The sequence below is a fragment of the Ruegeria sp. CDSA141 genome, assembly GCF_059612005.1.
On record NZ_JBXWPT010000001.1, the window covers coordinates 570,545 to 596,249 of the forward strand.

26 protein-coding genes are annotated in these 25,705 nt (G+C 59.3%); 14 read left to right on the forward strand and 12 right to left on the reverse strand.

Going from position 1 to position 25,705, the window contains the following annotated elements; translation table 11 throughout:
* Positions 1-71 precede the first annotated feature (71 nt).
* Positions 72-650, forward strand: a complete 579-nt coding sequence (locus AC2FLP_RS02895) for a DUF4167 domain-containing protein (RefSeq protein WP_117868728.1) — start codon at positions 72-74, stop codon at positions 648-650.
* Positions 651-706: 56 nt separating this feature from the next.
* Here AC2FLP_RS02895 and rsmA read toward each other — a convergent pair whose 3' ends face one another.
* The 5 genes from rsmA to lptG form a co-directional block, all read right to left on the reverse strand.
* Entirely contained in the window at positions 707-1,549 is an 843-nt protein-coding gene (gene rsmA, locus AC2FLP_RS02900) for a 16S rRNA (adenine(1518)-N(6)/adenine(1519)-N(6))-dimethyltransferase RsmA (RefSeq protein WP_496680851.1), read from the reverse strand.
* A gap of 84 nt (positions 1,550-1,633) precedes the next feature.
* On the reverse strand, positions 1,634-2,599 hold the full coding sequence (gene pdxA, locus AC2FLP_RS02905) for a 4-hydroxythreonine-4-phosphate dehydrogenase PdxA (protein ID WP_299893820.1): 966 nt from the start codon (positions 2,597-2,599) through the stop codon (positions 1,634-1,636).
* Positions 2,596-3,849, reverse strand: a complete 1,254-nt coding sequence (locus AC2FLP_RS02910; protein ID WP_496671102.1) for a peptidylprolyl isomerase — start codon at positions 3,847-3,849, stop codon at positions 2,596-2,598. Before AC2FLP_RS02910 ends, pdxA begins: the two co-directional genes overlap by 4 nt.
* Positions 3,840-6,002 (reverse strand): LPS-assembly protein LptD, encoded by a 2,163-nt coding sequence (locus AC2FLP_RS02915; RefSeq protein WP_299893818.1) that lies wholly within the window; start codon positions 6,000-6,002, stop codon positions 3,840-3,842. Before AC2FLP_RS02915 ends, AC2FLP_RS02910 begins: the two co-directional genes overlap by 10 nt.
* A complete protein-coding gene (lptG, locus tag AC2FLP_RS02920; RefSeq protein ID WP_117872719.1) occupies positions 6,002-7,102 on the reverse strand; it encodes an LPS export ABC transporter permease LptG in 1,101 nt (366 codons plus the stop codon). Before lptG ends, AC2FLP_RS02915 begins: the two co-directional genes overlap by 1 nt.
* A gap of 229 nt (positions 7,103-7,331) precedes the next feature.
* Here lptG and AC2FLP_RS02925 point away from each other — a divergent pair, with 229 nt between their 5' ends.
* The 3 genes from AC2FLP_RS02925 to AC2FLP_RS02935 are packed head-to-tail and all read left to right on the forward strand — an operon-like array spanning position 7,332 to position 10,339.
* Entirely contained in the window at positions 7,332-8,798 is a 1,467-nt protein-coding gene (locus tag AC2FLP_RS02925) for a leucyl aminopeptidase (RefSeq protein WP_496680846.1), read from the forward strand.
* 4 nt (positions 8,799-8,802) lie between these two features.
* Positions 8,803-9,261: a DNA polymerase III subunit chi gene (locus AC2FLP_RS02930; RefSeq protein WP_496680844.1), complete on the forward strand. Its 459-nt coding sequence runs from the start codon at positions 8,803-8,805 to the stop codon at positions 9,259-9,261.
* 31 nt (positions 9,262-9,292) lie between these two features.
* Positions 9,293-10,339 (forward strand): aldo/keto reductase, encoded by a 1,047-nt coding sequence (locus AC2FLP_RS02935; protein WP_496680842.1) that lies wholly within the window; start codon positions 9,293-9,295, stop codon positions 10,337-10,339.
* A 75-nt stretch (positions 10,340-10,414) separates the two neighbouring features.
* Here AC2FLP_RS02935 and AC2FLP_RS02940 read toward each other — a convergent pair whose 3' ends face one another.
* A complete protein-coding gene (locus tag AC2FLP_RS02940) occupies positions 10,415-11,401 on the reverse strand; it encodes a GlxA family transcriptional regulator (protein ID WP_496681608.1) in 987 nt (328 codons plus the stop codon).
* A gap of 133 nt (positions 11,402-11,534) precedes the next feature.
* Between AC2FLP_RS02940 and bcoG the strand changes: the two genes are divergently transcribed.
* The 4 genes from bcoG (at position 11,535) to AC2FLP_RS02960 (ending at position 15,058) form a co-directional block, all read left to right on the forward strand.
* Positions 11,535-12,449: a 3-dehydrocarnitine:acetyl-CoA trimethylamine transferase BcoG gene (bcoG, locus tag AC2FLP_RS02945; protein ID WP_117868736.1), complete on the forward strand. Its 915-nt coding sequence runs from the start codon at positions 11,535-11,537 to the stop codon at positions 12,447-12,449.
* 61 nt (positions 12,450-12,510) lie between these two features.
* The gene (locus tag AC2FLP_RS02950; RefSeq protein ID WP_117868737.1) at positions 12,511-12,828 is read left to right on the forward strand and encodes a hypothetical protein; all 318 of its coding nucleotides are present in this window, start codon (positions 12,511-12,513) and stop codon (positions 12,826-12,828) included.
* Positions 12,829-12,836: 8 nt separating this feature from the next.
* Positions 12,837-14,303 (forward strand): carnitine 3-dehydrogenase, encoded by a 1,467-nt coding sequence (locus AC2FLP_RS02955; protein WP_496680839.1) that lies wholly within the window; start codon positions 12,837-12,839, stop codon positions 14,301-14,303.
* Entirely contained in the window at positions 14,300-15,058 is a 759-nt protein-coding gene (locus AC2FLP_RS02960) for an SDR family oxidoreductase (protein ID WP_496680837.1), read from the forward strand. Before AC2FLP_RS02955 ends, AC2FLP_RS02960 begins: the two co-directional genes overlap by 4 nt.
* 1 nt (position 15,059) lies before the next feature.
* Here AC2FLP_RS02960 and AC2FLP_RS02965 read toward each other — a convergent pair whose 3' ends face one another.
* Together AC2FLP_RS02965 and AC2FLP_RS02970 are read right to left on the reverse strand one after the other, a co-directional pair.
* The gene (locus AC2FLP_RS02965) at positions 15,060-15,242 is read right to left on the reverse strand and encodes a hypothetical protein (RefSeq protein ID WP_117868740.1); all 183 of its coding nucleotides are present in this window, start codon (positions 15,240-15,242) and stop codon (positions 15,060-15,062) included.
* Positions 15,243-15,321: 79 nt separating this feature from the next.
* Positions 15,322-16,191, reverse strand: a complete 870-nt coding sequence (locus tag AC2FLP_RS02970) for a helix-turn-helix domain-containing protein (protein WP_496680835.1) — start codon at positions 16,189-16,191, stop codon at positions 15,322-15,324.
* A 108-nt stretch (positions 16,192-16,299) separates the two neighbouring features.
* Here AC2FLP_RS02970 and AC2FLP_RS02975 point away from each other — a divergent pair, with 108 nt between their 5' ends.
* The 3 genes from AC2FLP_RS02975 to AC2FLP_RS02985 are packed head-to-tail and all read left to right on the forward strand — an operon-like array spanning position 16,300 to position 18,322.
* Positions 16,300-16,503, forward strand: coding sequence for a DUF2061 domain-containing protein (locus AC2FLP_RS02975; protein ID WP_117872723.1), 204 nt, complete (start codon positions 16,300-16,302; stop codon positions 16,501-16,503).
* Complete coding sequence (locus tag AC2FLP_RS02980; protein WP_496680832.1) at positions 16,496-17,398, forward strand: fatty acid desaturase; 903 nt, start codon at positions 16,496-16,498, stop codon at positions 17,396-17,398. The genes AC2FLP_RS02975 and AC2FLP_RS02980 overlap by 8 nt, the downstream gene beginning before the upstream one ends.
* A 21-nt stretch (positions 17,399-17,419) precedes the next feature.
* Complete coding sequence (locus AC2FLP_RS02985) at positions 17,420-18,322, forward strand: EamA family transporter (RefSeq protein WP_299893801.1); 903 nt, start codon at positions 17,420-17,422, stop codon at positions 18,320-18,322.
* On the opposite strand, the gene AC2FLP_RS02990 is transcribed toward AC2FLP_RS02985, so the two are convergent.
* The 4 genes from AC2FLP_RS02990 to AC2FLP_RS03005 form a co-directional block, all read right to left on the reverse strand.
* The gene (locus tag AC2FLP_RS02990; protein WP_117868744.1) at positions 18,319-19,665 is read right to left on the reverse strand and encodes a DEAD/DEAH box helicase; all 1,347 of its coding nucleotides are present in this window, start codon (positions 19,663-19,665) and stop codon (positions 18,319-18,321) included. The two genes, AC2FLP_RS02985 and AC2FLP_RS02990, sit on opposite strands and share 4 nt — an antisense overlap.
* Before the next feature lie 185 nt (positions 19,666-19,850).
* Positions 19,851-20,780 carry a glycosyltransferase family 2 protein gene (locus AC2FLP_RS02995; RefSeq protein WP_496680830.1) on the reverse strand — a complete coding sequence of 310 codons (930 nt, stop codon included), beginning with the start codon at positions 20,778-20,780 and terminating at the stop codon, positions 19,851-19,853.
* On the reverse strand, positions 20,777-21,520 hold the full coding sequence (locus AC2FLP_RS03000; protein WP_496680828.1) for a hypothetical protein: 744 nt from the start codon (positions 21,518-21,520) through the stop codon (positions 20,777-20,779). Before AC2FLP_RS03000 ends, AC2FLP_RS02995 begins: the two co-directional genes overlap by 4 nt.
* 49 nt (positions 21,521-21,569) lie before the next feature.
* Entirely contained in the window at positions 21,570-23,174 is a 1,605-nt protein-coding gene (locus AC2FLP_RS03005; RefSeq protein ID WP_299893795.1) for a peptide chain release factor 3, read from the reverse strand.
* Positions 23,175-23,283: 109 nt separating this feature from the next.
* On the opposite strand from AC2FLP_RS03005, the gene AC2FLP_RS03010 reads away from it, so the two are divergent.
* The 3 genes from AC2FLP_RS03010 to AC2FLP_RS03020 all read left to right on the forward strand — a co-directional run bounded on the left by AC2FLP_RS03010 (position 23,284) and on the right by AC2FLP_RS03020 (position 25,615).
* Positions 23,284-23,646, forward strand: coding sequence for a nuclear transport factor 2 family protein (locus AC2FLP_RS03010; protein ID WP_299893793.1), 363 nt, complete (start codon positions 23,284-23,286; stop codon positions 23,644-23,646).
* Positions 23,647-23,720: 74 nt separating this feature from the next.
* Complete coding sequence (locus AC2FLP_RS03015; RefSeq protein WP_496681605.1) at positions 23,721-24,500, forward strand: SDR family oxidoreductase; 780 nt, start codon at positions 23,721-23,723, stop codon at positions 24,498-24,500.
* A 2-nt stretch (positions 24,501-24,502) separates the two neighbouring features.
* On the forward strand, positions 24,503-25,615 hold the full coding sequence (locus AC2FLP_RS03020; protein ID WP_496680825.1) for a YhaZ family DNA alkylation repair protein: 1,113 nt from the start codon (positions 24,503-24,505) through the stop codon (positions 25,613-25,615).
* Positions 25,616-25,705 lie beyond the last annotated feature (90 nt).

The following is a 25,705-nucleotide window of genomic DNA, read 5'->3' on the forward strand; positions in this document are numbered from 1 at the left end:
AGCAAACGCCTTAGAGCAGTGCAAAAAGCGGGTTGAGCGACAGCGCATTGATAAGGCTGACGTAAAGTAAGATGAGATCTTCCAAATCCCGCTCGCGGGCCAAGAATAACCGCAATCGTCCTTCCGGCGGTAACGTCGTAAACCGGGTTTTTGACAGCTCGGGTCCTGAAGGCAAAGTGCGTGGCACGCCACAGCAGATCATTGATAAATATAATCAGCTGGCGCGTGACGCTCAGTTGTCAAACGACCGCGTCGCTGCGGAAAACTTTCAGCAGCATGCGGAACACTATCTGCGCATGCTGAGTGAGGCGCAGCGCGAGATTGACGCGCGCCGCGAAGAGCAGGAGCGCCAGAATCGCGAACGCCAGGCCGAGCGTGATCGTGAGCGCGCCGAACGACAGGAACGCGAAGCGGCCCGTCAGGCCGATCCTGCTGAGGCTCCGCAGCCCGACGTGATGGATTTCGCCGCGCCTGAGACTGCTCCGGAAAGCGGTTTGGTCGAGACACCGGAAAGCAAAGGGGCCGAAGCGCCGGCACCGGAGAAGAAGGAAAAGCCTGCTCGCAAACCGCGGGCGCGCAAGCCCAAGCCGGCGCCAGCGACCGAAGATGCGCCCAAAACGGATGGCGACGCACCGGAAGCGGCTGAATAAAACCGGCATCAGAAATTGAAAAGCCCCGAGGTCAAGCCTCGGGGCTTTTCTTGTGGTCAGGGTTTCTTGATTTCGCGCGCCAGGGCACAGAATGCTTCAAGCGGAACCTGCTCGGCGCGTTCAGTGGGTTGGATACCTGCCGCCAGCAGGCGGTCTTCGATATCAGGGGCGGCGCCTTTCAGGGACGCACGCAGCATCTTGCGGCGTTGGTTGAAGGCAGAAGCCACTACACGCGACAAGGTCGCAGCATCGGCGGGATAGCGGGGCTCGGGCAGGGCGGTCAAATGAACCACCGCGCTTGAGACCTTGGGCGGCGGGGTGAAGGCTCCGGGGGGCAGGGACATGGCGATGCGCGCCTCGGCCCGCCATTGGGCAAGGATGGCGAGGCGGCCATACGCCTTGCTGCCGGGTTGGGCCACGATGCGTTCGGCCACTTCGCGTTGGAACATCAGCGTCAGGCTCTGCCAGAACGGCGGCCATTCCGGGGGCGTCAGCCAGCGCACCAGCAGTTCGGTACCGACGTTGTATGGAAGGTTGGCCGCGATGCGGATTGGCGGGGTCAGGTGTTCGAGCGGGTTGATCTCGAGCGCGTCGCCGTTGATGACATCCAGTCTTCCGGGATAGGCGGCGGCGATATCGTTCAGGGCGGCGATGCAGCGGGTATCTTTTTCAACCGCGACGACCTTGCGCGCGCCTTCGGACAGAAGCCCTCGGGTGAGGCCACCAGGACCGGGGCCGATTTCCAGTATATCGCAGTCCGCAAGATCGCCAGCCTGACGGGCGATTTTGGCGGTCAGGTTGAGGTCCAGAAGGAAGTTCTGACCCAACGATTTGCGCGCCGAGAGTTGATGTGTGGCGATGACCTCGCGCAGAGGGGGGAGATTGTCGATTGAACTCATGATCCGATTACCGTGACGCAGGCCGCAGGGGCAGCGCCAGAAATTTATTGCCTCCGGCGGGAATATTTTCAGCCAGGTGAAGGATCAAGAGCCTTGTGCCATGCGTTGGGCGAGTTTCAGGGCTTCGATCATGCTGGTCGGGGTGGCGATGCCTTTCCCGGCGATATCCAATGCGGTGCCGTGATCTGGCGACGTGCGGATGAACGGCAGCCCCAAGGTGACGTTCACGCCCCGGTCGAAATCCAGCGTCTTGATCGGGATCAGGGCCTGATCATGATACATTGCGATTGCCGCGTCATAGCGGGCACGTGCAGCAGCATGGAACAACGTATCCGCAGGGTGCGGGCCAGTCAGGGTTGCACCTTTCGGATTCAGATCCGCCAACATTGGAGCGATCCAGTCAAGCTCCTCGCTGCCCATTTTACCGCCTTCGCCGGCATGGGGGTTCAGCCCTGCTATGGCGATGCGGGGGTGCGGTATACCAAACTGGTCGCGCAGGCCGCGCGCGGTGATTTCGATCGTCTCGCGAAGAAGGTCCGGCGTCAGCGCAGCAGGAACCTGTGACAGGGGAATGTGGATTGTTGTCGGGACAACCCGCAACTGGTCGCTGGCCAGCATCATGACAACCCGGCGGGTGCCCGACAGCGCAGCCAGAAACTCGGTGTGGCCGGGATAGGTAAACCCGGCGCCGTCGATCAGTGCCTTTTTGTGAATAGGTGCGGTGCACAGTGCCGCTGCTGCTCCGGCTTTCACCAGGTCGACGCCGGTTTCGATGGCATCGATCACCGATGGTGCATTGGCGGGGTCCGGCTGACCAGGCACGTTTGCGGCAGGAAAGTTCAGGTGCAGGACTGGTAAGGCCTGATCGCAGACTTCAAGAGCTTCTGAAGGGGTTTCGATATTCGCAACCGGTGTGCCAGCGGGCAGGTGGCTGGCGTCGCCAATAAAGAAAAGCGGGCAGGTTTGGCGTAGCTCGTCCCACGCCTTGGCTGCGATTTCAGGGCCGATCCCGGCCGGTTCACCGCAGCTGAGCGCAATCGGGCGAGTCATTCCTGAACAATGGTGGCGTCAGCCCGCAGCTGCTCTACCAGGCTGGCCGCAAAGGCCTGTAGCCGCTGTTGCGCCAGGGCATTCGCTACATCTGCCCGCGAGGTGTTTTCGCCCAGATCGCGGGTGCGGTTGCACAGCATCAAGAACACCAGCGTCTGTCCGTTGTTGCGGGTCAGGTTTGTTGACACCTCGTTGCGATCCAGCTTTGCCAGCTCCACGGCGATGTCGCGCGGTACTTCAGACGGGCTGGCTTCGATACGGTCCAGAACTTCGACGGGTTGATCCTTGGCGATCCCATACAAGTCATCGCAGGTGTCGATTTCTTCCCGCAGGGCAGCAGCCCGCGACAGGGTCTCGGAACCGCGACCGCCTGGCAGGTAATAGGCCGCATAATCAAGTTTGGAGATAGCGGGGGCAGCCGTCGCAACCTCGCGCAATCCCCGCAACTGAAACAAGGCAACGGCGTTTGGCAAACTGATGGGATCGGTGATCTCACCGTTCTGGAGCCCAAGAATAACCGGCTGCAGAGCAGGAGGCAGGTTGGAGATATTCAACCAGTCCAGACGCCCCCCGTCGTTGCGGGTTGCCGCTCCGGAATATTGCGCCGCAGCGGCTGAAAACGCTTCGATACTCTCAAGTCGCGAGATTTCTTCCGCCAGCAATTCGGTCTGTGCCACGGTTTGCGGGTTCACCGGGATGATGATCTCGGACAGCAAGACCTGAAGGCCGCCGCCACCGGTCTGTCCCAGCGCGCGATCAATCTCGTCTTCGGTCGGGCGGGCCTGTGACAGGTAGCGCGAGCTGATATAGTCGCGCCAGGCCAGCTGATCCGCAACATAATCACGGACAGTTTCCGGGTCGACGCCCGCCTCACCCAAAAGTTGCAGGAACTGTTCGGTGGACAATTGCCCGCGCGAGGCGAACTCGTCGATACCCAGTTGAACAGCTTCTGGTGCTGCTTCGACGCCTGCTTCGCGCATAGCCTGTTTACGCAGTTTTTCTTCGATCAGGGCTTCCCTGACGTCAGCTTCACTGCCGCCGGGCAGACCCAGAACATTCAGGAATTGCAGGCGTTGTTCCAGCTCGTACCAGGTGACGATGTCCTGATTCACTCGGATCGCTGGCGAGAACAAACTCTGGGCGCTGACCTGCGGTGCTGAAAAAGCGAGGAAAACGGCGGCCAGCGCCGGCGCGACCGGTTTGTGCCAACCGGAACGAAGAAACCTGGAGAAACCTGATATCAACTGCATTTTCTCTTGTATGTGTTACCACCGCCTTCAAGGGCGTATCCTGTCAGCGATAGGGTAAAGCCGAATTCTGTCGAAGGCTCAATAGTGGATGTTGAAGTAAAGCGTCTGCTTACAGACATGTTAACCTGAACACATTCATTCTGGTAGGTTACGCCAAGACCCAGCCGGATTGGTTCTGATTGGTTCAGATCATAACGTGCCTCGGCATTCGTAAGCCAGTTCTGGTCGACCTGGTAGCGGCCCAGAAGCCAGATTTCCGAGATTTCATCCGCTATGTTTTCCGCCGGATCCGGTTCTTGCCAGATATAGCTTCCGGACAGGCCGGCAAATTCGGAGGCCCAGGCACCTCGTAATTCAGCTTTGACGAAACTGAAATCATTGTCGATCAGACCGCGCCCACCAAGCGACCAGCCATTGGCCGTGGTGATTTGTCCCGCCACCAGCAGGTCGGAAGTGGTGCCCTGCAACCCGGATGTCAGGGTGAAATTCGGGTCGGCATCCGCCCGAAACACCTGACCCACTGTTGCCAGGGCTTGCTGTCCGCCCGCACCATAGCGTGCCCAGTTCAGGCCGATGACCCCGGTGGCACCGTCTTCGCGCTGATCTTCGGCAGGGAAGCGAGACAGGGCCAGCAGGTTACCCTGATCGAATTCCTGAAACGTGCTTTCATCATCTGGCACATCGGTGTCCGAGACATGGGTCCATCCGATCTGCGCGATCGGTTCCAGAAGCTGAACAGCGCCGGTCTTTTCGCGACGGGTCATCGGATAGCGAAGCGTCAACGCCGCGCGCGGGGTCGAGCGGGTTACATTGCTGGGAAAGTTGCTGTCATGGCGGATGTTGAACGTATCCACCGATGCGCCCAGCGTCGCGTCGGCACGCAGGCCCGATGCAAACGTCCAGCTTCGAAGCCATTCGGCGTCAAAAGTTGCCCGTGCTATGTCGCGGCCGACGATATCAGCGTCGCTGGTGCGCTCATGGGCGTGGCCGATAAAGGCCAGCCGCACCTCGCCGCCAAGTGCGCCGGGGAAGAATCGCTTTTCATAGTTCAGGTCGAAGACGCGTGATGGGATTTCGTCCTGATTTTCGCTGTCGCGCAGTGTTTTGTAATGAATAAGGCTTGTTTTGAACGCGGTATCGCGTTTGATCCGTTCCAGCGCGACTTCACTGCGCAAGCGGTCCAGGTCCGGCAGTCCATAGTCAGCCAGATAGGCGTCGTCCGAGGTGGTTTGCAAATCGAAGGTCAGCCGGAAATCGTTCTTCAGGTTGAACCAACCTCCGGCGAACAGATAGCCGCGATCCTGGTCGGGCTGGATGTCATCACGGGTGTAGGCACCTTCAATCTGAATGCGCCCATTCACGAACGCCTGACGATACCGATATCCCAGCGTCGTGGTCTTGGCCGACAAGTACGGCGTCAAGGTCAGATCCTTGTGGTCCCCCAGCTTGAAGAAATAGGGAACCTGGACCCCCGTTCCCAGTTGCGAGGTGCTGCGGATCGACGGCACCAGAAAGCCGGTCGCGCGATCCAAAGTCGGGTCCGGCAAGCGCAGATAGGGGAAATAGAATACCGGATAATCAAGTACCCGAAGCTGCGCGCCTTCGAAGTACAATTGCCGTTCCAACTGGTCATGGGTGACCTTGCGGGCCCGGATCTGCCAAAGCGGAGGTTTACCGTTGGTGCACACATGGCAGGAGGTGGCCGTGACCTTGCTGAACTGGGTATAGCGGCCTGCGGCCCGTTTCGCCTGTACCGAGGCGATCTGGGTTTGTTGATCGAAAACCATCCGAGCACCGATCAGGAGGCCGTTCTGGATACCGCTGTCCAGCTGGCCGGAATCGGCCAGAAGGGTCGATTGGCCACCCTGATCAATACGAATGGGGCCTTCCAGTGTCAGCTCGCCAGTTTCCCGGTCATAGGTGATGCGTTGGGCCGACAGTTTGGTATCGCCCTGAAAAGCTTCGACATTGCCTTCGGCCACCAGTTTCCGCTCAGGTGTTATGAAAACCTTGTCGGCAACCAGAAGGGCGGGCTCGGCCTGTGATTGTGCAGCTTGCGGGTCAGGCTCAGTCGGGTTGGTTTGTGCCGCCAGTCCGGCAGGAACCGTTAACGCGATTGCGCTGGTCAGCAGCAGGGAAATCATACTCCGCATCAGCCATCCTCCGCGTGAAGAAGCAGGCCAAGAGACAACAAGATGGCTGCAAAGGGCGGCGCCCAGGCAGCGATATAGGTGGGCAATTGTCCGTTTTCCCCAAGGATTTGTGCAAAGTTGCGGACGAAGTAGATGGCAAAGCCAAGCAGAACGGCAGTCAGCACGGCAATTCCGGTGCCGCCAAACCGAACGTGGCGCATGGTGAAAGCGGCCCCGATCAGGACCATCGAGACCAGAAAGAAGGGCCGGGCCAGTTGCACCTGCAACCAGACTTCATACTGCTTGGTCGAAAACCCGGCTTCGCGCAGGTCCTTGATCAATTGCGGCAAGTCATAAACAGATACCGAATCCTGTTGCCCCAGCGTGTCCAGAATTCGCTGCCGGGTTAGTGAGGTTGGCAACTCCAGCCGTTCATGCTCCACCGAATTGGTTTCGGGGTTCTGCCCATCCCGCAAATTCCAGATTTTGGCCTGGGACAGGACCCAGTTTCCGTCTTCCAGCACGGCCCTGTCGGCGACGATCTGCTGGGTGGGTTTGCCGTCTCGCGCGAAGGTGATGATGGTCACGTCGTCGAGACCAAGTGTTTCCCCATTCGAGGTACCCCGGGCGTGGATAACGGCCTGACCGTTTTCCGCCGATTGACGCAGCCAAAGGCCTTCGCTGCTGATCGAAAGGGCTGAACTGCCGTTGTTGCGATAAGAATCAGACAGGCGTTGGAATTTTTCGGATGTGGCCGCAGCGATGGGGTTCAACAATGCGACCGCCAGCGCGCCAATGATCAGCGCCAGCGTCGCTGGCGCAACCAACGCGCGGATACCCGAGCGACCAGTGGCGCGGGTCACAACAAGCTCAGACGTACGTGCCAGCCCGACGAACAAGGCAATGGTGGACAGAATGACCAGCAGAGGCAGCATTTCACTGATGGCAGCAGGAGTGTTCAGCAGCGTCAGGTGCAGCAATTGGCCGAACGACAGGTCGACTTCGTCAAATCGGCGGATCTGTTCGATCAGATCGATGAGAATCATCAAGGTCAGAAAAATGCCGCCGATGACCAGAAAGCTCTGTAGAAATCGGCGCGCGAAATATCGGTCGAGGATCACAAGCGCGCCCCCGCCAGGCCTGTTACGCCGGGATTTGGGCCGAAATCGCGCATGCATGTCCTCCTGCGCGACGGCGTATGCCTGCCCTCTCGTGTCACGTCTTTCTCCCCCGAGCCTGCCGGTTATTTTTTCGGGACCTTACTGCAATTGAAACCCGGGGAAAACTGCTATCTGGTCAAGTCGAGCAGCGCGGGCTAGGTCTTGGGGAACAGAATTTGAGGAGTTTGCAATGAGCAGTCTGATACCGATCCGCTTTCAGGAGTTTGATCTGGATGCGATGGCGGAGGCCGAGGGGCGGGTGGCCATCATCATTCCGTCCGACGGAAAAATGAACCCCGCGGCCCGTCGGGCCAATCGCCTGACGAAAGGCGCCGTAGGGCGACTTGTTGAAAGTGAAAAATTCGGGAAATCCAAGACTGGCGATGTGATCTCGTTGGCCTGGCCCGCAGGGATGGTGGCCGAGGCGTTGGACATTGTTGTATTGCCGCGGCGCCCTGAAGCCGACGAGGCGCGCAAGGCCGGAGCGGCTTTGGCCAAGTCCGCGGGTCGCACGGGTATGCTGGTGATGGTCGGCAATCAGGCGCAGAGCGAAAACCTGGCCCTTGGCATGGCGCTGCGCAGCTATGATTTCGACGCGCATAAAACCAAAGACAGCGAAGGCAGCGGTTCGATCACGATCAGCCATGCGAAACCCACGGAAGCCGAAGCAGAGTTTGCACCGCTATATGCGATTGCCGACGGTGTGCGGATGACGCGCGATCTGACCAACGAACCTGCAAACGTTCTGACAACCACGGAATTTGCTGATCGTCTTGTCGAGATGCAGGAGCTGGGCCTTGAGGTCGAAGTTCTGGAAGAGGACGAGCTGGCAGAGCTGGGCATGCGTACATTGCTGAGCGTCGGGCAAGGCTCTGTCAGCCCTTCCAAAGTCGTTGTGATGCACTGGAAGGGCGGCGAAAAGGACGATGCGCCCTTGGCCCTGGTCGGTAAGGGCGTGGTTTTCGATACAGGTGGCATTTCGCTCAAGCCTTCGGGTGGCATGGAAGAGATGACCATGGATATGGGCGGCGCGGGCGTTGTCGCGGGCACCATGCGCGCGCTGGCCAAGCGTAAAGCCAAAGCCAATGTGGTGGGCCTTGTCGGTCTGGTCGAAAACATGCCTTCGGGCAATGCCACCCGGCCGGGCGATGTGGTCAAGTCGATGAAGGGCGATACGGTCGAGATCATAAACACCGATGCCGAAGGCCGTTTGGTTCTGTGTGACGTGATGTGGTACGCGCAGGAGCGGTTCAAACCTGTGGGTATGATCGATCTGGCAACGCTGACCGGTGCGGTGATCATCGGGCTGGGGCATGAGAATGCTGGTGTGTTCTCGAACAACGACACCTTCTGCGATGCATTTTTGAAATCGGCGAAGGCCGAGGACGAAGGCGCGTGGCGGCTGCCGTTGGGCGATGGCTATGACAGGCTGCTCAAATCGCGCATCGCCGACATGAAGAACATCGGTGGACGTCCGGCGGGCTCGATCACGGCGGCACAGTTTCTGCAACGTTTCGTGAAAGAGGAAACACCCTGGATTCACCTGGATATTGCGGGTGTGGCCTCGGTGGCGTCCGAGACGACTTATGCACCCAAAGGTGCCACGGGCTGGGGCGTTCGCGCGCTGAGCCGCTTCGTTCAGGACAATTTCGAGTAATCAAATGGGTGCTGTCTATTTCTACCATCTGACCCGCCAGCCGCTGGAGCACACCTTGCCTGTGCTGCTGGACAAGGCAAGGCAGGCCGGGTGGAAGATTGCCGTGCGGGGCACCGATCCCGCGCGGATGGACTGGCTGGATGAAAAGCTGTGGTTGGGCCCCGAGGACGGGTTCCTGCCGCATGGTCGCGAAGGTGGCCCACATGACGCCGAGCAGCCGATTCTGCTGACCACCAGCGCCGAGGCCAAAAACGACGCGGATTGCGTTATGGCCGTGGACGGCGCGCTGGTTGAACCCGAAGAGGTGTCGGCTCTGGAGCGGGTCTGCATTCTGTTCGACGGCAATGACGACATGGCTGTGCAGCACGCACGCGGGCAGTGGAAGACGCTGACCGGCGCCGGATGCGCCGCGCAATACTGGTCGGAAGAATCCGGGCGGTGGGAAAAGAAGGCCGAAGCCTGACCGGCTGTGCCATTTATCAGGAGATTTGAGGATGCAGATGAAGCCTTTGGGCCGTACCGGAATTTTCGTGAGCGATCTTTGCCTCGGGACGATGACGTTCGGGTCGCAGACCTCGGAACCGGATGCGCACCGGCAGATGGACATGGCGCTGGACGCGGGGATCAACTTTGTGGATGCCGCAGAGATGTATCCGGTGAATCCTGTTGCCAAAGAGACAATTGGTCGTACCGAAGAAATTCTTGGAAACTGGAACGCTGCAAATTCGTCGCGCCGGGCGGATTTCGTACTGGCGACCAAGCATTCGGGTGAGGGGTTGTCATATGTTCGTGACGGTGCGCCGATCACAGCCAAGACCATTCCCGAGGCCATCGAAGGATCTTTGCGGCGGTTGCAGACGGATTACATCGATCTCTACCAGTTCCATTGGCCCAATCGCGGCAGCTATATGTTCCGCCAAAACTGGGATTATGCGCCTTCGGGACACGATACTGCAGACGTTTTGGACAATATGCGTGACTGTCTGGAGGCATTGCAGGTTCAGGTGGACAAAGGCAATATCTGCGCCTTTGGTCTGTCGAATGAAAGCGCGTGGGGTACGGCGCAGTGGTTGAGATTGGCCGAACAGACGGGCACACCGCGTGTGGCGTCCGTGCAAAACGAATATTCGTTACTGTGCCGCCTGTTCGATACCGACATGGCCGAGCTGAGCGTACGTGAGGATGTCGGCCTGATGGCGTTCTCACCCCTGGGTACCGGACTGCTGACCGGAAAATACCAAGGCGGGGCGGTACCGGGCGGTTCGCGTATGTCGCTTTCGCCTGAATTGGGCGGGCGCAAGTCTGACCGGGTGTTTGATGCGGTAGCGGCTTATCTGGATGTGGCCGCGCGACATGGCCTGGATCCGACCCATATGGCGCTGGCCTGGTGCCGCTCGCGGCCGTTCATGATGTCGGCCATCTTTGGCGCAACCACGGTGGAACAGTTGGCGCATGTTCTGGCGGGTGCGGATTTGTCTTTGTCAAACGAGGTTCTGGCCGAACTGGACCAAGTCCATAGGGCGCATCCAATGCCGTACTGAGGGACAGGAGCTCTGCCCCAGGCTCGTTGCGCGCGCCTCCCCCAGGATATTCTGGCCAGATGAAGTTGGACCCGGTCAGTGATGCGTGGGGTGCGCGCGCTCTTGTCTGAGGTCGCGGGCTGACAGGCCGTGTGCTGTGCGGAAGGCGCGGGCGAAACTGGATTGTGACGCGAACCCGGTAGAGAGCGCCACATCCATCAACGGCATGTCTGTATCGGTGACAAGTCGGCGGGCCTCGGCCAGGCGCAGTTGCAGATAGTGGTCCTGCGGCGTGGTGTTCAGGCGCAGGCGGAACTGCTGTTGCAGGGTGCGTGGGCTGGTGCCCAGGTGGTCTGCGATATCGGCCAGCGGCAGGGGGTCATCCAGCGACGCCTGCATCAGCGAGTTGGCCTTGGCCGTCAGCGCCGTGTGGCGGTGTGGTACGCCGGTGCGGCTTTGCGGTTTGCCGGGGTCCGGGGCGCCATCGTAGAGGAACAGGCCCGAAACGCGGGATGCGAAACCAGCGCCGTGGCGGGCAGCGATGATGTGCAGCATCATCTCGACAGCGGGAATCGCGCCGCCCGAGGTCAGGCGACCGTCCGAGACAGTAAAGCGGTCGGGGCGCACATCGACGTCGGGGAAACGAGTGGCGAAGTTTTCTAGGTCTTCCCAGTGGGTCGTCGCAGAGTGACCGTCCAGCAGCCCGGCCTCAGCCAGCAGCCAGGGGCCGCCGTCAATCCCGGCCATGGTCGCGCCGGTACCGGCAATGCGGCGCAGGCCAGCCAGCAGGCTTGGGGTGGCGTGACGGGCCAGTTGGAAACCTGCGACCACGATCATAAGGTCGCAGCCTTGCAGACGGGCGAGCGGGATGCCGGGTACTTGCAGGGCGCTGGTCAGCATCGCGGGTTCCGATGTCGAAGTCACATAGTCCCAGTCAAAGGCGGGCCTGTCTGCCAGACGGTTGGCAGCGCGCATTGGATCGACCGCCGAGGCGAAGCTGAGCGTGTTGCATTCATCCAGCACCAGCACAGCCGTTTTCAGGGCCCGATGTTCGGGTTGTAATATGTTTTTTGCGGATTGCATCAAGTTCGATTCGCATTCTGCCAAGTGGTTTTCCCAAAGCTGCGCCAGAGTCGGGTCAGAACGCAAATCGGAATCCGGGGAGAAGTCTGGGGAAAACTCAAGGCAAAACCGGGTATAACTTGGGGAAAACGCCATGCCTCTGGAAATGAACCGCGAAGTCTTCATCACCTGCGCCGTGACCGGCTCGGGCGGGACGCAGGATCGCAGCCCTCATGTGCCACGTTCGCCGAAGCAAATTGCCGACAGTGCGATTGCCGCCGCAAAGGCGGGCGCGGCTGTTGTGCACTGCCATGTGCGCGACCCCGAAACAGGTGCGCCGTCGCGCGATCTGGCGCTGTATCGTGAAGTGACCGATCGCATTCGGGATGCCGAGGTGGATGCAGTGCTGAACCTGACAGCTGGCATGGGTGGAGATATGGTGTTCGGCGGTATCGAAAACCCGCTGCCATTGGCAGAGGCTGGAACCGATCTGGTTGGTGCGACCGAACGTGTGGCCCATATCGCCGAGTGCCTGCCCGAGATCTGCACTCTGGACTGCGGCACTATGAACTTTGCCGAGGCCGATTATGTCATGACCAACACGCCCGGCGCGTTGCGCGCGATGGGACAGATGATGACAGACCTCGGCGTTAAGCCCGAGATCGAGGCGTTTGACACCGGCCATCTGTGGTTTGCCAAGCAACTGGTTAAGGAAGGGATTCTGGACCCCAACGCCCTGGTGCAGCTGTGCATGGGGGTCCCGTGGGGCGCTCCGGATGATCTGAACACCTTTATGGCGATGGTGAACAATGTGCCGGATGACTGGACCTTCAGTGCGTTTTCGCTGGGGCGGAATGAGATGCCGTTTGTTGCGGCTTCGGTTCTGGCGGGCGGCAACGTGCGCGTTGGTCTGGAAGATAACCTGTGGTTGGAGAAGGGCGTTCTGGCCGAGAACTGGCAACTGGTTGAACGTGCCGGAACCATTATCGAAAACATGGGCGCGCGGGTGATCGGGCCGCAAGAAGTCCGCGAGAAGCTAGGGCTGGTGAAGCGGGCCCCAAAGGGTTGACTGCCTGCGTCCGTTGCCCATGACCGGAAAGCGCAGGCGTGCCAGCAAAAGGAAGAGAGCAATGCGATCGGCGGTTGTAATCTGCGCGACGGTTCTGGCCGTATGTCTGCCCCGGGTTGGGGTGGGACAGACTGCGGAAGACCCCTTGGCCCGCAAGGAATGCGAAGCCAAGGGGGGAAGCTATGAGATGGGCGGTCGGATACGGCAGTTTATCTGCTTTGAACCGTTGTCCGACGCTGGAAGCTCTTGCGAAAAAGCCTCTGACTGCGCAGGATTCTGCCTGTCAGAAACCAAACAATGCAGCGCAGTGACACCGCAATTCGGATGCATTCCGCATCTGGATGAGGCTGGGCGCGCGCGGGTAATCTGTATCGATTAGAGGACAGCATGACAAAGACGGCAGCAATTATCGGGGGCGGTGTCATTGGCGGCGGATGGGCCGCGCGGTTCCTGCTCAATGGCTGGAACGTTCGGGTGTTCGACCCGGACCCCGAAGCGGAACGCAAAATAGGCGAAGTGCTGGACAATGCGCGCCGATCCTTACCGGGGTTGAGCGATGTTCCGTTGCCACCCGAAGGCGCGCTGAGCTTTCATGACGACATGGCCGACGCCGTACAGGGCGCGACGTGGATCCAAGAAAGCGTGCCAGAGCGGTTGGACTTGAAGCTGAAGGTTTACAAGGGCTTGCAGGAGGCTTGTGACCCGGCTGCGATTATCGGATCCTCGACCAGCGGGTTCAAACCATCCGAGCTTCAGCACGGTGCCTTGCGCCCGGAACAGATCGTCGTGACACACCCATTCAACCCAGTCTATCTGCTGCCGCTGATCGAGCTGGTGCCGAGCGACAGAAACCCACCGGAGATGGTTGAACAGGCCAGGAAACTGCTGACCTCGGTTGGTTTCTTCCCGCTGCATGTCAAGAAAGAGATCGACGCGCATATCGCCGACCGCTTTCTGGAAGCCGTCTGGCGCGAGGCGTTGTGGCTGGTCAAGGACGGCATCGCCACCACCGAAGAGATCGACGAAGCGATCCGAATGGGCTTTGGCATCCGCTGGGCGCAGATGGGATTGTTCGAAACGTACCGTGTGGCCGGAGGTGAAGCGGGGATGCGGCATTTCATGGCTCAGTTCGGGCCAGCCTTGAAATGGCCCTGGACCAAGCTGATGGACGTGCCGGAATTCACCGATGAACTGGTCGACCTGATCGCCGATCAGTCAGACGCGCAATCGGGGATGCATTCGATCCGAGAACTGGAACGCATTCGCGACAACAACCTTGTGGGCATGATGCGGGCCCTCAAGGCGCAGAACTATGGTGCGGGGGCGGTGCTGAACCAGCATGATGCGCTGTTGAAGCCGGGTGCCTTGCCTACACTGGATCAGGCGGATCTGAGCCAGCCGATCCTGACCCTGTCCCGTGCCGTTCCGCTGGACTGGACGGATTACAACGGCCACATGAACGAGGCCAAGTATCTGGAAGCTTTTGCCGCCGCCACGGACCGTTTCATGGAGATCATCGGCTGCGATATGGAGTACATCGCGTCGGGTGGCAGTTATTTCACCGCTGAAAACCACATCCGTTACATCGACGAGGTCCATGCAGGGGCAAAGATCGACGTGCGCACGCAGATGCTGCTGGGGCAGGGCAAGAAGCTGCATGTCTTTCACAGCATGTATGAAGGCGACAAGCTGTTGGCCACGGGCGAGAGTTTCCTGCTGCATGTCAGTCTTGAAACCCGCCGCCCCAGTCCGCCGTCGCCCAAGATCGAAGCAGCGATGGCGCGGATTGCCAAGGCACAGGCCGGTTTGCCTTACCCTGAAGGGGCGGGGGCCGCCATTCGGAAGCCCTCATGACCCGGCGCGTATTGGTAACAGCCGGGGCATCGGGTGTCGGTCGGGCCATGGCCGCGGCGTTTGACGCCGCCGGTTATGATGTCTGGGTGACGGATATTGACCCGTCAGCTCTGGATGCCTTGCCCGACCATTGGGTGGCGCACAGGGCTGATGTAACAAATGAGACCGACATGAGCGCTGTGTTTCAGGCTGTCGGGGCGGCCGGTGGGTTGGACGTTCTGTGCGCAAATGCCGGGATCGCCGGGCCGACAAACGCGATCGAGGATATCGATCTGGATGGATGGCGCGCCTGTGTCGCGGTCAATCTGGACGGGGCCTTTCTGGCCGCCAAGTACGCCGCGCCGATGATGAAGTCGGCGCGGGCGGGCAGCATCATTCTGACCTCCTCCACCGCCGGTCAGTACGGCTATCCGTATCGTGCGCCTTATGCGTCGGCCAAATGGGCGATCATTGGGTTGATGAAAACGCTGGCGATGGAACTGGGGCCGCTGGGTATTCGCGCAAACGCCATTTGTCCGGGTGCGGTGGAAGGCCCGCGCATGGAAGGCGTATTGGCCCGGGAGGCAGCCGCAAAGGGCATGACCCGCGATGAGGTTTACCAGGGCTATGCCTCTGGCACTTCAATGGGGCGCTTTGTGGAAGCGCAGGATATCGCCAATATGGCCGTTTTTCTTGCTTCAGACGCGGCGCGGCTGGTGTCGGGGCAGGTGATCGCGGTGGATGGACACACCGTCAATCCCGACCCGAAACTGTAACTCAGCCCTGATTTGGGCCACGGATCTGGCGGATGGTCTGGCGGACCGCCTGCCAATCCTGTGCCTCTTTCTGGTTTCCGGCAGCTTCGCATTCGCGCATCTTTTGCGCGGCCTCTGCCTCGGCCCGGTCTCCGTGCGCAGCGTACAGGGCACGTGCGTATTGAGCGGTTTGAATTGCGTCCATTCCTGTGGTCCTCCGTTTGTGGTCGGAATGCCCGATGGTTCGCGCCAAGGGACGATAGCACAGGTTGCGCCTGGCTGCATCAACTGTTGCGGGAAACCGCCGTTCTGAGCCGTCGCAAATGGTTCGGGAAATCGCGGGCGGCGACATCGGCCTCGCGCACCAGCGTGTCGAAATGGCGTGAAAATGTCTCGATCCGATCCCGGTCGCGAAACGCCAAATAGTGACTTCCGGCATAAAAAACGCAAAGAAGCGGTCCGAAAATCGTAACCGGGGCGGAATACAACCTTTTGGCATCAAACAGATAGATCCGCATCCGGGGATATAGTTGTTCACACAGGGCCAGCAGGTGATCGATCTGTTCCAGCCGAATATCCGGGCAGAGACCATGGTAATACCCTGTGGCGCTGGCAAAGCTCTCGATCTCGTACAACGGCATGGCAATTTCGTAATCCGACTGAGCGCTGCGCATCCAGGTCAGCCTATCCTCGGACGCTCCGATGGCCTGATCTGCCGTGCGACCCAGATGTGGCGCATATTCCCATTCCAGTACCGCGCGCGTCTTGAGCATGTCTGGCAGGGTGGCCGGGACATAGCGGATCTTGTATCCGGCGGCTTCCTTGTGCCACTCGAAAATCCGCTCATCGACAAGGGCGCGGGGGGCTTCCGTAAAGGAGAGGGAACTGGCCAAAATCTCTGCCGCGCTTTCCGGTCTGTCGGACAGGCTCAGCAACCAGTCAGCCGAGACACCCAGTGCCGCGGCACAGCCACCCACAACATGCGCGTTGGGAAGACGCGCGCCATGACCGGTCAACAACTGAGAAACGGTCGAACGGTCCACGCCGATGTGGCGCGCAAGCGCGCTTTGGCTGACGTGACGGTCCTCCATCGCGCGGGCAAGGCGTAGGCGGAATTGAGCGGCGCGGTCGCGTTTGTCGATGTTTTCCTGCATGCGATGAAAAATATCACAGATGATTAGTTTTGTTAATCATATTCAGAATTTTCAGCGTGAGAAATGAAATGTAACCCCTTTGTAAAAGCAAGAAGAATGGGGATCGGAATGGAAACGCGGCGAAGATCTGTCGTGAAAGCAATCGTGTGGAATGCCATGGGGTTGGCCACCATGACGCTGGTGGGCCTGGTCGCCACCGGCTCCGTGGCGGTTGGTGGGGCCTTGGCGTTGATCAACACCGCTATCGGCCTGACACTGTACGTGATCTACGAAAGACTATGGGCGGGAATCTCGTGGGGGCGCAATGGCTGAGCCTTCCGCACCGAAATCACCCGAATGGGGCACGTTTATCCTGATCGTAGGGTGCTATGCCGCCTGGCTTGCCGGGCTGTTCTGGGTGGCAAACACGTCACTGTGGTTGGCGGCTCCGGCTCTGGGCTTTGTTGCAGCCCTGCATTCGTCTTTGACGCACGAAGTCCTGCATGGCCACCCATTTCGCGCCAAGTGGCTGAATGAGGCGCTGATGGCACTGCCGCTGACCCTGGCCATTCCGTATAACCGCTTTCGCGATCTGCATTTGGCGCATCATCAGGATGCCACTTTGACTGACCCATATGACGATCCGGAATCCAACTACCTGGATCCCGAAATCTGGTCGACGCTGCCGCGTGGCGTGCAGACGGTGCTGGCGCTGAACAACACGCTTCTGGGGCGGATGGTGCTGGGTCCGGCCATAGGGCAGGTTCTGTTTATGCGGGACGAGTGGCGGGGGCTGTGGCGCGGCGAGAAGGCTGTCCTGTTGGCCTGGGCTTTGCACATACCCGGCGCGGCGGCGGTTCTGTGGATCGTTGGACAGTCAGCCATGCCGATCTGGGTATATCTGATTTCGGCCTATATCGGGCTGGCGTTGCTGAAAATCCGCACGTTTCTGGAACACCGCGCGCACGAGAAATCCCGCGCACGGACTGTGATTATCGAAGACAGCGGGCCGTTGGCATTTCTGTTTTTGAACAACAACTTGCATGCTGTGCATCACATGAACCCAGCCGCGCCTTGGTATCGGCTGCCGTCGTTGTATCGTGATGGCAAAGACAGGTACCTGGCCTGCAATGAGGCTTATATATACCGCTCCTATGCACAGATTTTCCGCCAGTATCTACTACGTGCCAAAGACCCGGTTCCGCATCCGCTCTGGCCAAAGCGCTGATTTGCCGACACAACGGGTGACATGAGTCTCTGGATCCCTGTCACCATCGCCGCCGCCAGTTTTCAGACCGTGCGATTCATGCTGCAAAAATCTCTGAGCAGCGTGAAACTGTCTGCCGCAGGCGCGACCTTTGCGCGGTTTGCTTACTCCATGCCGCTGGCCGTTGCCGGGCTATGGGTGGCGTTGCAGATAACGGGGGCCAGCCTGCCAGCGCTGGACGGTGTTTTCTGGCTTTATGCGGTGATCGGCGGCACGGCGCAAATCCTTGCAACGATCTGCGTAGTCGCGTTGTTCAAACAACGGAATTTCGCAGTTGGGATCACTTTCAAGAAAACCGAAGTAATACAGACCGCGATTGTCGGCTTTCTGGTTTTGGGTGATAGCGTTTCCGGCGGCGCGCTGATTGCGATCCTGTTGGGGTTGATGGCGGTGCTTTTGCTGTCAAAAACACCCGGTGGGGGCGGTGTCTGGTGGCGACATCTTACGAACCGCGCGTCCCAATTGGGGCTTGGATCAGGGGTTTTATTTGCTTTTTCTGCCGTCAGCTATCGCGGGGCGTCGCTGCAACTGGGTGATATCGACGCTTGGTTCCGGGCGCTGATCACCCTGGCCGCTGTCGTGACGTTCCAGTTTGTCAGCATGGGGCTGTGGCTGTTATGGCGCGACCGGGCCGAGCTGCGTGCGGTTTGGCAGACGCGATCTACCGGCGTGTTTGTCGGCCTGACCAGTCTGGGTGGGTCGTTTTGCTGGTTCTGGGCCTTCACCTTGCAAAACGCAGCTTATGTCAAAGCGCTGGGTCAGGTGGAACTAATCTTCAGCCTGATGGCCTCGATCCTGTTTTTCCGCGAGACGATCACCCGGCGAGAAATCGCCGGGATGCTGCTGTTGGGTGTTTCGATACTGGCGTTGATGCTGGCGATTTAGCCCGCTCGACGCTCGTCAAAACTGAGGGCTATGAAGCTGGGCAGGTGATCACCCATGCCCACAACGGCCCGACCGGTGTCTTCCTTGCGTCCCCGGCCACGGCCCTTTGGCTCTCGCTCTTTCCTGACGTCTTTTTTGCCATCTGGCTCCCGGGTTTTCTTCTCGGGCGTCGGCTTTTCGGGCTTGGGGTCTTCCTTGATCGGATTGTCGAGGCGTGGAATGTCTTTCTGGATCAGCTTTTCGATCGCGGCGAGGGCCTTTTCATCTCGGCCTGAACAAATCGTAATTGCCTTGCCTTCGCGACCGGCGCGACCGGTGCGGCCGATACGGTGCACGTAATCCTCGGGGTGGCCGGGGACGTCGAAATTGAACACGTGGCTGACGGCCGGAACGTCCAGACCGCGCGCAGCGACGTCCGATGCCACCAGCAGGCGCAATGATCCGTCGCGGAACCCGTCCAGTGTCTTCATCCGCTGTGACTGATCCAGATCGCCATGGATGGCGGCCGCATCATAGCCATATTTCTTCAGCGATTTCGCACAGATATCGACATCTGTCTTGCGATTGCAGAAGATGATTGCGTTGGTGCACTTTTCACCCTCAGCGTCGATCAAAGCACGCAGCACGTTGCGCTTCTGGCTTGCTTCACGATCCCGGCGGCCGCCTTTGAACATGACAACGCCCTGTTCGATCGTCTCGGATGCGGTTGCTTGCCGGGCAACTTCAACCCGTGCAGGGGCCGACAGGAATGTATCTGTGATTCGTTCGATCTCGGATGCCATGGTCGCCGAGAAGAACAGCGTTTGCCGTGTGAAAGGCGTCAGCGAGAAGATGCGCTCGATGTCAGGAATAAAGCCCATATCCAGCATCCGGTCGGCTTCGTCCACCACCATGATCTGCACGCCGTTCAGCAGCAGCTTGCCACGTTCGAAATGATCCAGAAGACGACCCGGAGTGGCGATCAGAACATCGACGCCGCGGTCGATCAGCGCCTCTTGCTCTTTGAAACTGACGCCGCCGATCAACAGCGCTTTGGTCAGTTTCAGGTGCTTGCTGTAGGTGTCGAAATTCTCGGCCACCTGAGCCGCCAGTTCCCGCGTCGGGCACAGAACCAGCGAGCGTGGCATCCGCGCGCGGGCACGTCCACGCGCCAGCAGAGTGATCATCGGCAGTGTGAAACTGGCGGTTTTTCCGGTGCCGGTCTGGGCGATTCCCAAGACATCGCGGCCTTCCAGAGCGGGAGGAATCGCGCCTTCCTGAATAGGGGTTGGGGTTTCGTATCCGGCTTCCTCAATGGCTTTGAGGACCTTCGGGTTCAGGTTTAGTTCGTTAAATTTTGTCATGTAAGTCCGGTTTTTGCGGACACTTGACCTGGCCCGCGCGTCAAAGATGTGCCGGGCCCGGATGGCCATACGCGTGATGCGACATTTCGGCTTGTACGCGGACATAACAAAAACGTTGGTCGGGGTCAAATGAAGAGAATTTCACCTGTTCCTGCCCGTGGCTTTCCGTGAATTTCAGCAACAATTCAGCAACTTCCGGGGAAGTGTTTCTCTAGCTTTTCGTCCAGGTTCAATGGTCGGTGGCGCAGCAGGCCGTGGCGTTCCAGGTTGGCGCACACCCCTGAGTCTGTGCCGCTCATTTCTTTGTAGAACGCGCGCAGGCCGTCCATGCCTTGTTCGACCTCGATCCAGTTGAGTAATTCATTCTTGCTCAGACCACCCTGGTCACGCGGGACATTCGGTGCCATGCCAGCCTGATACGAGCCGCGATCCATGCGAAACTGATAATGCGCAATCCAGTGGTCCCAACCCGGGGCATGGCGATGGCACAGATCGATCTGAGGGAGTTCGTGTTTGCAGGGCAGAAGCACTTTGTTCTGAAACAGGTTGTGGATGCGGAAGCTTAAGTTTTTCAATCCGGTGCGCACGAACAACTTTCCCTGCACGTGGCTTAGGAAACCACCCATGACAAACGCGCCGTAATTCGGATAGATGGTCTCGACCAACGCCTCGCGGTTCGGGCCATGCGGGATATGTGCTTTGTACAGGTCTTTGCCCCCGGCCAGCGCCTCTAACGGGCGGACACGGGCGGCGTGAACCGCGTTCGGAACATCGCGCAACACATCTGCGATGGGGATTGTAGACCATAGAAATTCATCCACGTCGATATGGGTCAACCAATCCAGTTGAGTGTTTCGGTAGGCAAAAGTGGCGTGAACCGACTGGCGCACCTGATGTTTTTCCGGTCGTGCGCGTCCGCGTTTTTCCCAAAAGGCATCATCACAGACGCGAACCCGGACCTTGGGGTGCATTCTGAGTGCTCTGAACGTGCGGCGGTTGGGCTCGTCCATGTAGATATACATGAAATCCGCCCCCAGTTCGAGGTGATGGGCCACGAACCGAAGGACGTCTTCGGTTGGCCCTCGGACCATCGAGACAATGCCCCAGGTGGTCATTTGCGCGGCGCGCGGGTGTCGCGCATGAGTTTCAGACGCCGAAAGACACCGCCGGGGTCCTTGTTCAGTTCGGTCATCAGGTGATCCACGAGTGGCGCAATGGTGGGATCGTTCATCGCCTTGGTCCAGATCGGGGCGATGAGATTGACATCCAGGCCGCCCTTTTCGAAGGAAAAGCCTTTCATCTGATAGGGCAGCGGCACGTGTTTCCTGTCCTTGAACTGAAACGGCGTTTCCGGGGCCAGCCCCGAGAAGAGCCTCTCGAACTCATACAGTTTCATCATGCCGAAGAATACGCGCAAGGCATGTCCGACCTCGCGCTGTGTCGGGGTCTGACCATGATCGGCAAAGGTCTGAACAGAAGACACCAGCCATCGCAGGTCGAGGACGGAAAGAAGGTGATCTGATTGCTCTTGCCACACCCGGCAGAACAGCGCAGGGGCCTGACGCGGGAATGACCGCTTTCTTAGGTTCGAGATCAGTTGGGCGTTGAGGAAGGCAAGCTCCGAATTCCCGACAAATTCCCGCGCGATCTGGACGCGCTTACGGTCCCACGTGCTACTGTGTCCGGGCGGCAATTCGGTGGCTGTGTCGGGCACGGTTCGTTTGGCCAGATCTTCCAGATCGACGTCAAGCACGGGCAGGGTCAGGGTGCCGAACTGAAACGGGCTGCGCCGGTTCTCATAGCTGTCCAGCATGTCGGGCAGGCCACCGGGATAGGTCAGTTCGTCGTCACTCATGCGCGCAGGATTGCACAGCCGGGTTCGGCTGCGCAATCAGCCAGTCGCCTCAGGTCATCATCTCTTTTGTCGCGGTCAGATTCAGCGCGGGATAATCGCGGACGACCCGGTCGATATCCCATTGCAGGCGGGTCAGATAGACAATGTCGCCGTCATGGTCATGGGCGATGTGCTGTTTGTTGGCATTCACGAACTTTTCGACCTCGGTCTTTTCACCACTGACCCATCGGGCCGAGGTGAACTGCGATGCTTCAAAGCGCACGGGCAGGCCGTATTCCATCTCGATCCGGCTGGCGAGCACTTCGAACTGCAATGCACCAACGACCCCCACGATAAAACCCGAGCCGATCGAGGGTTTGAACACTTTGGCGGCGCCTTCTTCGGCGAACTGCATCAGGGCTTTTTCCAGATGCTTGGCCTTCATCGGGTCTCCGGGCCGCACTGTTTGCAGCAGTTCCGGCGCGAAGGAGGGGATGCCGGTCACGCGCAGCGCTTCGCCTTCGGTTAGGGTGTCGCCGATACGCAGTTGCCCGTGGTTGGGAATGCCGATGATATCTCCGGCCCAGGCCTCTTCCGCCAATTCCCGGTCTGAGGCGAGGAACATCACAGGGTTCGAGATCGCCATCGGTTTTTTCGACCGCACATGGGTCAGTTTCATACCTCGCTTGAAGTGGCCGCTGGCCATGCGGACAAACGCCACCCGGTCGCGGTGCTTGGGGTCCATGTTGGCCTGCACTTTGAAGACAAACCCTGCGACCTTCTTTTCGTCGGGGGATATCTGGCGCGGTTCGGCAGACTGAACCTGTGGCTGCGGGCCATAGGCACCGATGCCTTCCATCAGTTCCTTGACGCCAAACGAGTTGATGGCCGAACCGAACCAGATCGGTGTCATATGGCCTTCCAGCACAGCCTGCGGGTCAAGCGCGGGCAGCAATTCGCGGGCCATCTCGACCTCTTCCAGCAGCTTGTCCAGCAGATGCTCGGGCACGTGTTCCGCCAGTTTCGGGTCGTCCAGCCCATTGATCTCGATGCTTTCGGCCACCTTGTTGCGGTCCGCGCGATCCATCAGTTCAAGCCGGTCACGCAGCATGTCGTAGCAGCCGATAAAATCGCGGCCCACGCCGATGGGCCATGCCGCAGGGGTGACGTCGATGGCCAGCATTTCCTGAATTTCGTCGATGATCTCGAACGTATCGCGGCTTTCGCGGTCCATCTTGTTGCAGAAGGTCAGGATCGGCAGATCGCGCAGGCGGCAGACCTCGAACAGTTTCTGCGTCTGGCTTTCCACACCTTTCGCTCCGTCGATCACCATCACGGCGGCATCTACAGCGGTCAGCGTGCGATAGGTATCCTCGGAAAAGTCCGAGTGACCCGGCGTATCCACCAGATTGAACCTGAAGGTGTCATAGTCAAATGACATTGCGGATGCGGAAACCGAGATGCCGCGATCCTTCTCCATTTGCATAAAGTCCGACCGCGTTCGCCGGGCTTCGCCTTTGGCACGGACCTGACCGGCCATTTGAATCGCACCCCCGTACAGCAGGAACTTTTCCGTCAGCGTCGTCTTGCCCGCATCCGGGTGCGAGATGATGGCGAATGTCCGGCGCCGGGCGATCTCGGGCGGCAATGTGGGTTGGTTCGAGGTATCAAGCATGAGCGCGCGTATATGCGGGGAATCCTGCCGAAGCAAGACAAAGGGGCTGGTTCGAATCATACGTCTGTGGCAATAAGAACATATAGTGAACAAACAATGGAGTGGATCAATGAATTTGAAAGAGATTGCCGACGAACTGGTGGCCGGTTGCCGGGAAGACCGGGCCAAGGAAAACCTGTCCAAGCTGTATGCACCCGACGCCGTATCTGTCGAAGGGCAGGACTTTCAGGGAATGGGTCGGGAGACCAAAGGGCTCGACGCCATCCGTGGCAAACACGAGTGGTGGGAGAATGCCCATGAGGTTTCTGGTGCGTCTGTCAGTGACCCGTTTCCCCATGGCGAAGACCGTTTTGCCGTGATTTTCGAAGTGCAGGGCAAGGTGAAGGAAACCGGCGAAGCGTTCGATATGCGCGAAGTGGGTGTCTATCACGTCGCTGACGGCAAGATCGTCCGGGAAGAGTTCTTTTACTGAGGTGGCGCTGCCGTTCTGGTCTTCCCTGTCTGGCCGGTGCTAGACATGCGGCAATGACTGACAGGGAGGATCCGATGGATCTGGGAATTCAAGCAAAACGCGCGCTGGTCTGTGCCAGCAGCAAGGGATTGGGTCTTGGGTGCGCCGAGGCGCTTGCTGCGGCTGGCGTAAACCTCGTGGTGAACGCACGTGGTTCCAAGGCGTTGGAGGCTGAGGCCGCGCGCCTGCGGTCAGAGCACGGCGTTGAGGTGCAGACCGTGGCCTGCGACGTGACCACGCCCGACGGGCAAGCGCAGGTGATCAAAGCTGCACAGGGCGTTGATATTCTTGTGACAAATGCCGGTGGACCGCCGCCCGGATCGTGGTCGGACTGGGAGCGGGATGATTTCATCAAGGCGCTGGATAGCAACATGCTGACACCGATTGCGTTCATGAAAGCGTTGTTTCCCGAAATGATGGACAAGGGATGGGGCCGGGTGGTCAACATAACCTCGCAATCCGTGCGTGCGCCGATTGCGGTTCTGGGCCTGTCAAATGCGGCGCGTACCGGTCTGACTGGCTATGTTGCCGGAACTTCGCGTCAGGTGGCGCCACACGGGGTGACCATCAACAACCTGCTGCCGGGTATTCATGCCACGGACCGGGCGGATTCTCTGGACAGCGGTGTGGCGGAACAACAGGGTATTTCGATCGACGAAGCACGCGCCAACCGTGCGGCGACAATCCCGGTCAGACGCTATGGTTCGCGGCAGGAATTTGGTGCCACCTGTGCGTTTCTCTGTTCGCAACATGCGGGCTTTATTGTCGGCCAGAACATCCTGCTGGACGGCGGTGCGACCAACCTGACGATGTGACCATGGCGCAGGGGTTTTCGTTAAAGGATCAGTTGTTCAACGCTGATAAGGTAAGCTTTCTCAGTAAGTTATTTGTGGAAGCTGAACCGGCGTTCAATGCTCCTGCGTTTCGGACACAGGTCATGTCGCGCCTGCCCGAACTGGAACTTAAAGAGCGTATGGCCTGGATCGCTGAGTGTCTGCAACAGGCCCTGCCGGATGACTTGCCAACAGTCGCCCCGGTGATTTTGCGGGCATTGCCGCCTGCGCTGGACCCTTCCAGATCGGATGATGATTTCGGCGATTTCATTTTCGCGCCTCTGGGTGAATGGGTCGCTGGTATCGGGCTGGGTCACGTTGGTGTATCCTTGGACGTGTTGGGAGAGCTGACGCAGCGGTTTTCGATGGAATGGGCCATTCGGCCTTTCCTGAATCATGCCCCGGACAGGGTGCTCGAGCGGATGCAGGACTGGTGTACCCATGACAGCTATCACGTGCGCCGATTGGTCAGTGAAGGCACGCGGCCCCGTCTGCCATGGGGGCAGGGCATCGGTCTGGGTCTGACGGACCCGTTGCCGCTGTTGGACCGATTGCACGGTGATCCGACCCGGTATGTCACGCGGTCCGTTGCCAACCATCTGAATGACATCACCAAAAAGGACCCTGGCCTGGTGCTGGGCCGTCTGGACAAGTGGCGCGCCGAGGGGCGACAGACCACGGCAGAGCTGGAGTGGATGACTTCTCATGCGCTGCGCGGACTGGTCAAGGCGGGACACCCAGAGGCGATGAAAATGCTGGGATTTAACCCGGATACCGATGTTGCAGTAACGATTGACCTGAAATCCAAAGCCCGCATCGGCGGCGCATTGGAGTTTTCAGTCGGTTTGAGCGGAGAAGGTGAACAGCTCGTCCTGGTGGATTATATCATTCACTTTCAACGCCCTGGAGGGAAAACCTCAGCGAAGGTGCATAAGCTGAAACAGGCGACCCTGAAAGGCGGCAGGCTTAATCTTGACAAGCGTCACAAACTGAAGGGCGATGCCACGACTTTCAAGCTGGTCCCCGGAGCGCATCGGCTTGAAGTTCAGGTGAATGGCAATATCCGCGCCGGTGTGGATTTCGAGCTGCTGGCGTAAAGCCCCACCAGAAGGCTCACACTTTTGTCAGAAGCGCCTTACCCGGATTGCGAACCGCGGACCTGTGCATTAGCTGCGATGCAGCCACTT

What these genes read in the sequence shown, in the direction of transcription:
- AC2FLP_RS03005 (WP_299893795.1), bottom strand. Translation starts at nt 23,174, where the DNA reads ATGCTTGATACCTCGAACCAACCCACATTGCCGCCCGAGATCGCCCGG.
- bcoG (WP_117868736.1), top strand. Translation starts at nt 11,535, where the DNA reads ATGCCTCTGGAAATGAACCGCGAAGTCTTCATCACCTGCGCCGTGACC.
- AC2FLP_RS02990 (WP_117868744.1), bottom strand. Translation starts at nt 19,665, where the DNA reads ATGACAAAATTTAACGAACTAAACCTGAACCCGAAGGTCCTCAAAGCC.
- AC2FLP_RS02925 (WP_496680846.1), top strand. Translation starts at nt 7,332, where the DNA reads ATGAGCAGTCTGATACCGATCCGCTTTCAGGAGTTTGATCTGGATGCG.
- AC2FLP_RS02910 (WP_496671102.1), bottom strand. Translation starts at nt 3,849, where the DNA reads ATGCAGTTGATATCAGGTTTCTCCAGGTTTCTTCGTTCCGGTTGGCAC.
- AC2FLP_RS03020 (WP_496680825.1), top strand. Translation starts at nt 24,503, where the DNA reads ATGGCGCAGGGGTTTTCGTTAAAGGATCAGTTGTTCAACGCTGATAAG.
- AC2FLP_RS02935 (WP_496680842.1), top strand. Translation starts at nt 9,293, where the DNA reads ATGCAGATGAAGCCTTTGGGCCGTACCGGAATTTTCGTGAGCGATCTT.
- AC2FLP_RS02930 (WP_496680844.1), top strand. Translation starts at nt 8,803, where the DNA reads ATGGGTGCTGTCTATTTCTACCATCTGACCCGCCAGCCGCTGGAGCAC.
- AC2FLP_RS03000 (WP_496680828.1), bottom strand. Translation starts at nt 21,520, where the DNA reads ATGAGTGACGACGAACTGACCTATCCCGGTGGCCTGCCCGACATGCTG.
- pdxA (WP_299893820.1), bottom strand. Translation starts at nt 2,599, where the DNA reads ATGACTCGCCCGATTGCGCTCAGCTGCGGTGAACCGGCCGGGATCGGC.
- AC2FLP_RS02970 (WP_496680835.1), bottom strand. Translation starts at nt 16,191, where the DNA reads ATGCAGGAAAACATCGACAAACGCGACCGCGCCGCTCAATTCCGCCTA.
- AC2FLP_RS02975 (WP_117872723.1), top strand. Translation starts at nt 16,300, where the DNA reads ATGGAAACGCGGCGAAGATCTGTCGTGAAAGCAATCGTGTGGAATGCC.
- AC2FLP_RS03010 (WP_299893793.1), top strand. Translation starts at nt 23,284, where the DNA reads ATGAATTTGAAAGAGATTGCCGACGAACTGGTGGCCGGTTGCCGGGAA.
- AC2FLP_RS02955 (WP_496680839.1), top strand. Translation starts at nt 12,837, where the DNA reads ATGACAAAGACGGCAGCAATTATCGGGGGCGGTGTCATTGGCGGCGGA.
- AC2FLP_RS03015 (WP_496681605.1), top strand. Translation starts at nt 23,721, where the DNA reads ATGGATCTGGGAATTCAAGCAAAACGCGCGCTGGTCTGTGCCAGCAGC.
- rsmA (WP_496680851.1), bottom strand. Translation starts at nt 1,549, where the DNA reads ATGAGTTCAATCGACAATCTCCCCCCTCTGCGCGAGGTCATCGCCACA.
- AC2FLP_RS02965 (WP_117868740.1), bottom strand. Translation starts at nt 15,242, where the DNA reads ATGGACGCAATTCAAACCGCTCAATACGCACGTGCCCTGTACGCTGCG.
- AC2FLP_RS02980 (WP_496680832.1), top strand. Translation starts at nt 16,496, where the DNA reads ATGGCTGAGCCTTCCGCACCGAAATCACCCGAATGGGGCACGTTTATC.
- AC2FLP_RS02950 (WP_117868737.1), top strand. Translation starts at nt 12,511, where the DNA reads ATGCGATCGGCGGTTGTAATCTGCGCGACGGTTCTGGCCGTATGTCTG.
- AC2FLP_RS02995 (WP_496680830.1), bottom strand. Translation starts at nt 20,780, where the DNA reads ATGACCACCTGGGGCATTGTCTCGATGGTCCGAGGGCCAACCGAAGAC.
- AC2FLP_RS02960 (WP_496680837.1), top strand. Translation starts at nt 14,300, where the DNA reads ATGACCCGGCGCGTATTGGTAACAGCCGGGGCATCGGGTGTCGGTCGG.
- AC2FLP_RS02985 (WP_299893801.1), top strand. Translation starts at nt 17,420, where the DNA reads ATGAGTCTCTGGATCCCTGTCACCATCGCCGCCGCCAGTTTTCAGACC.
- AC2FLP_RS02895 (WP_117868728.1), top strand. Translation starts at nt 72, where the DNA reads ATGAGATCTTCCAAATCCCGCTCGCGGGCCAAGAATAACCGCAATCGT.
- AC2FLP_RS02915 (WP_299893818.1), bottom strand. Translation starts at nt 6,002, where the DNA reads ATGCGGAGTATGATTTCCCTGCTGCTGACCAGCGCAATCGCGTTAACG.
- AC2FLP_RS02940 (WP_496681608.1), bottom strand. Translation starts at nt 11,401, where the DNA reads ATGCAATCCGCAAAAAACATATTACAACCCGAACATCGGGCCCTGAAA.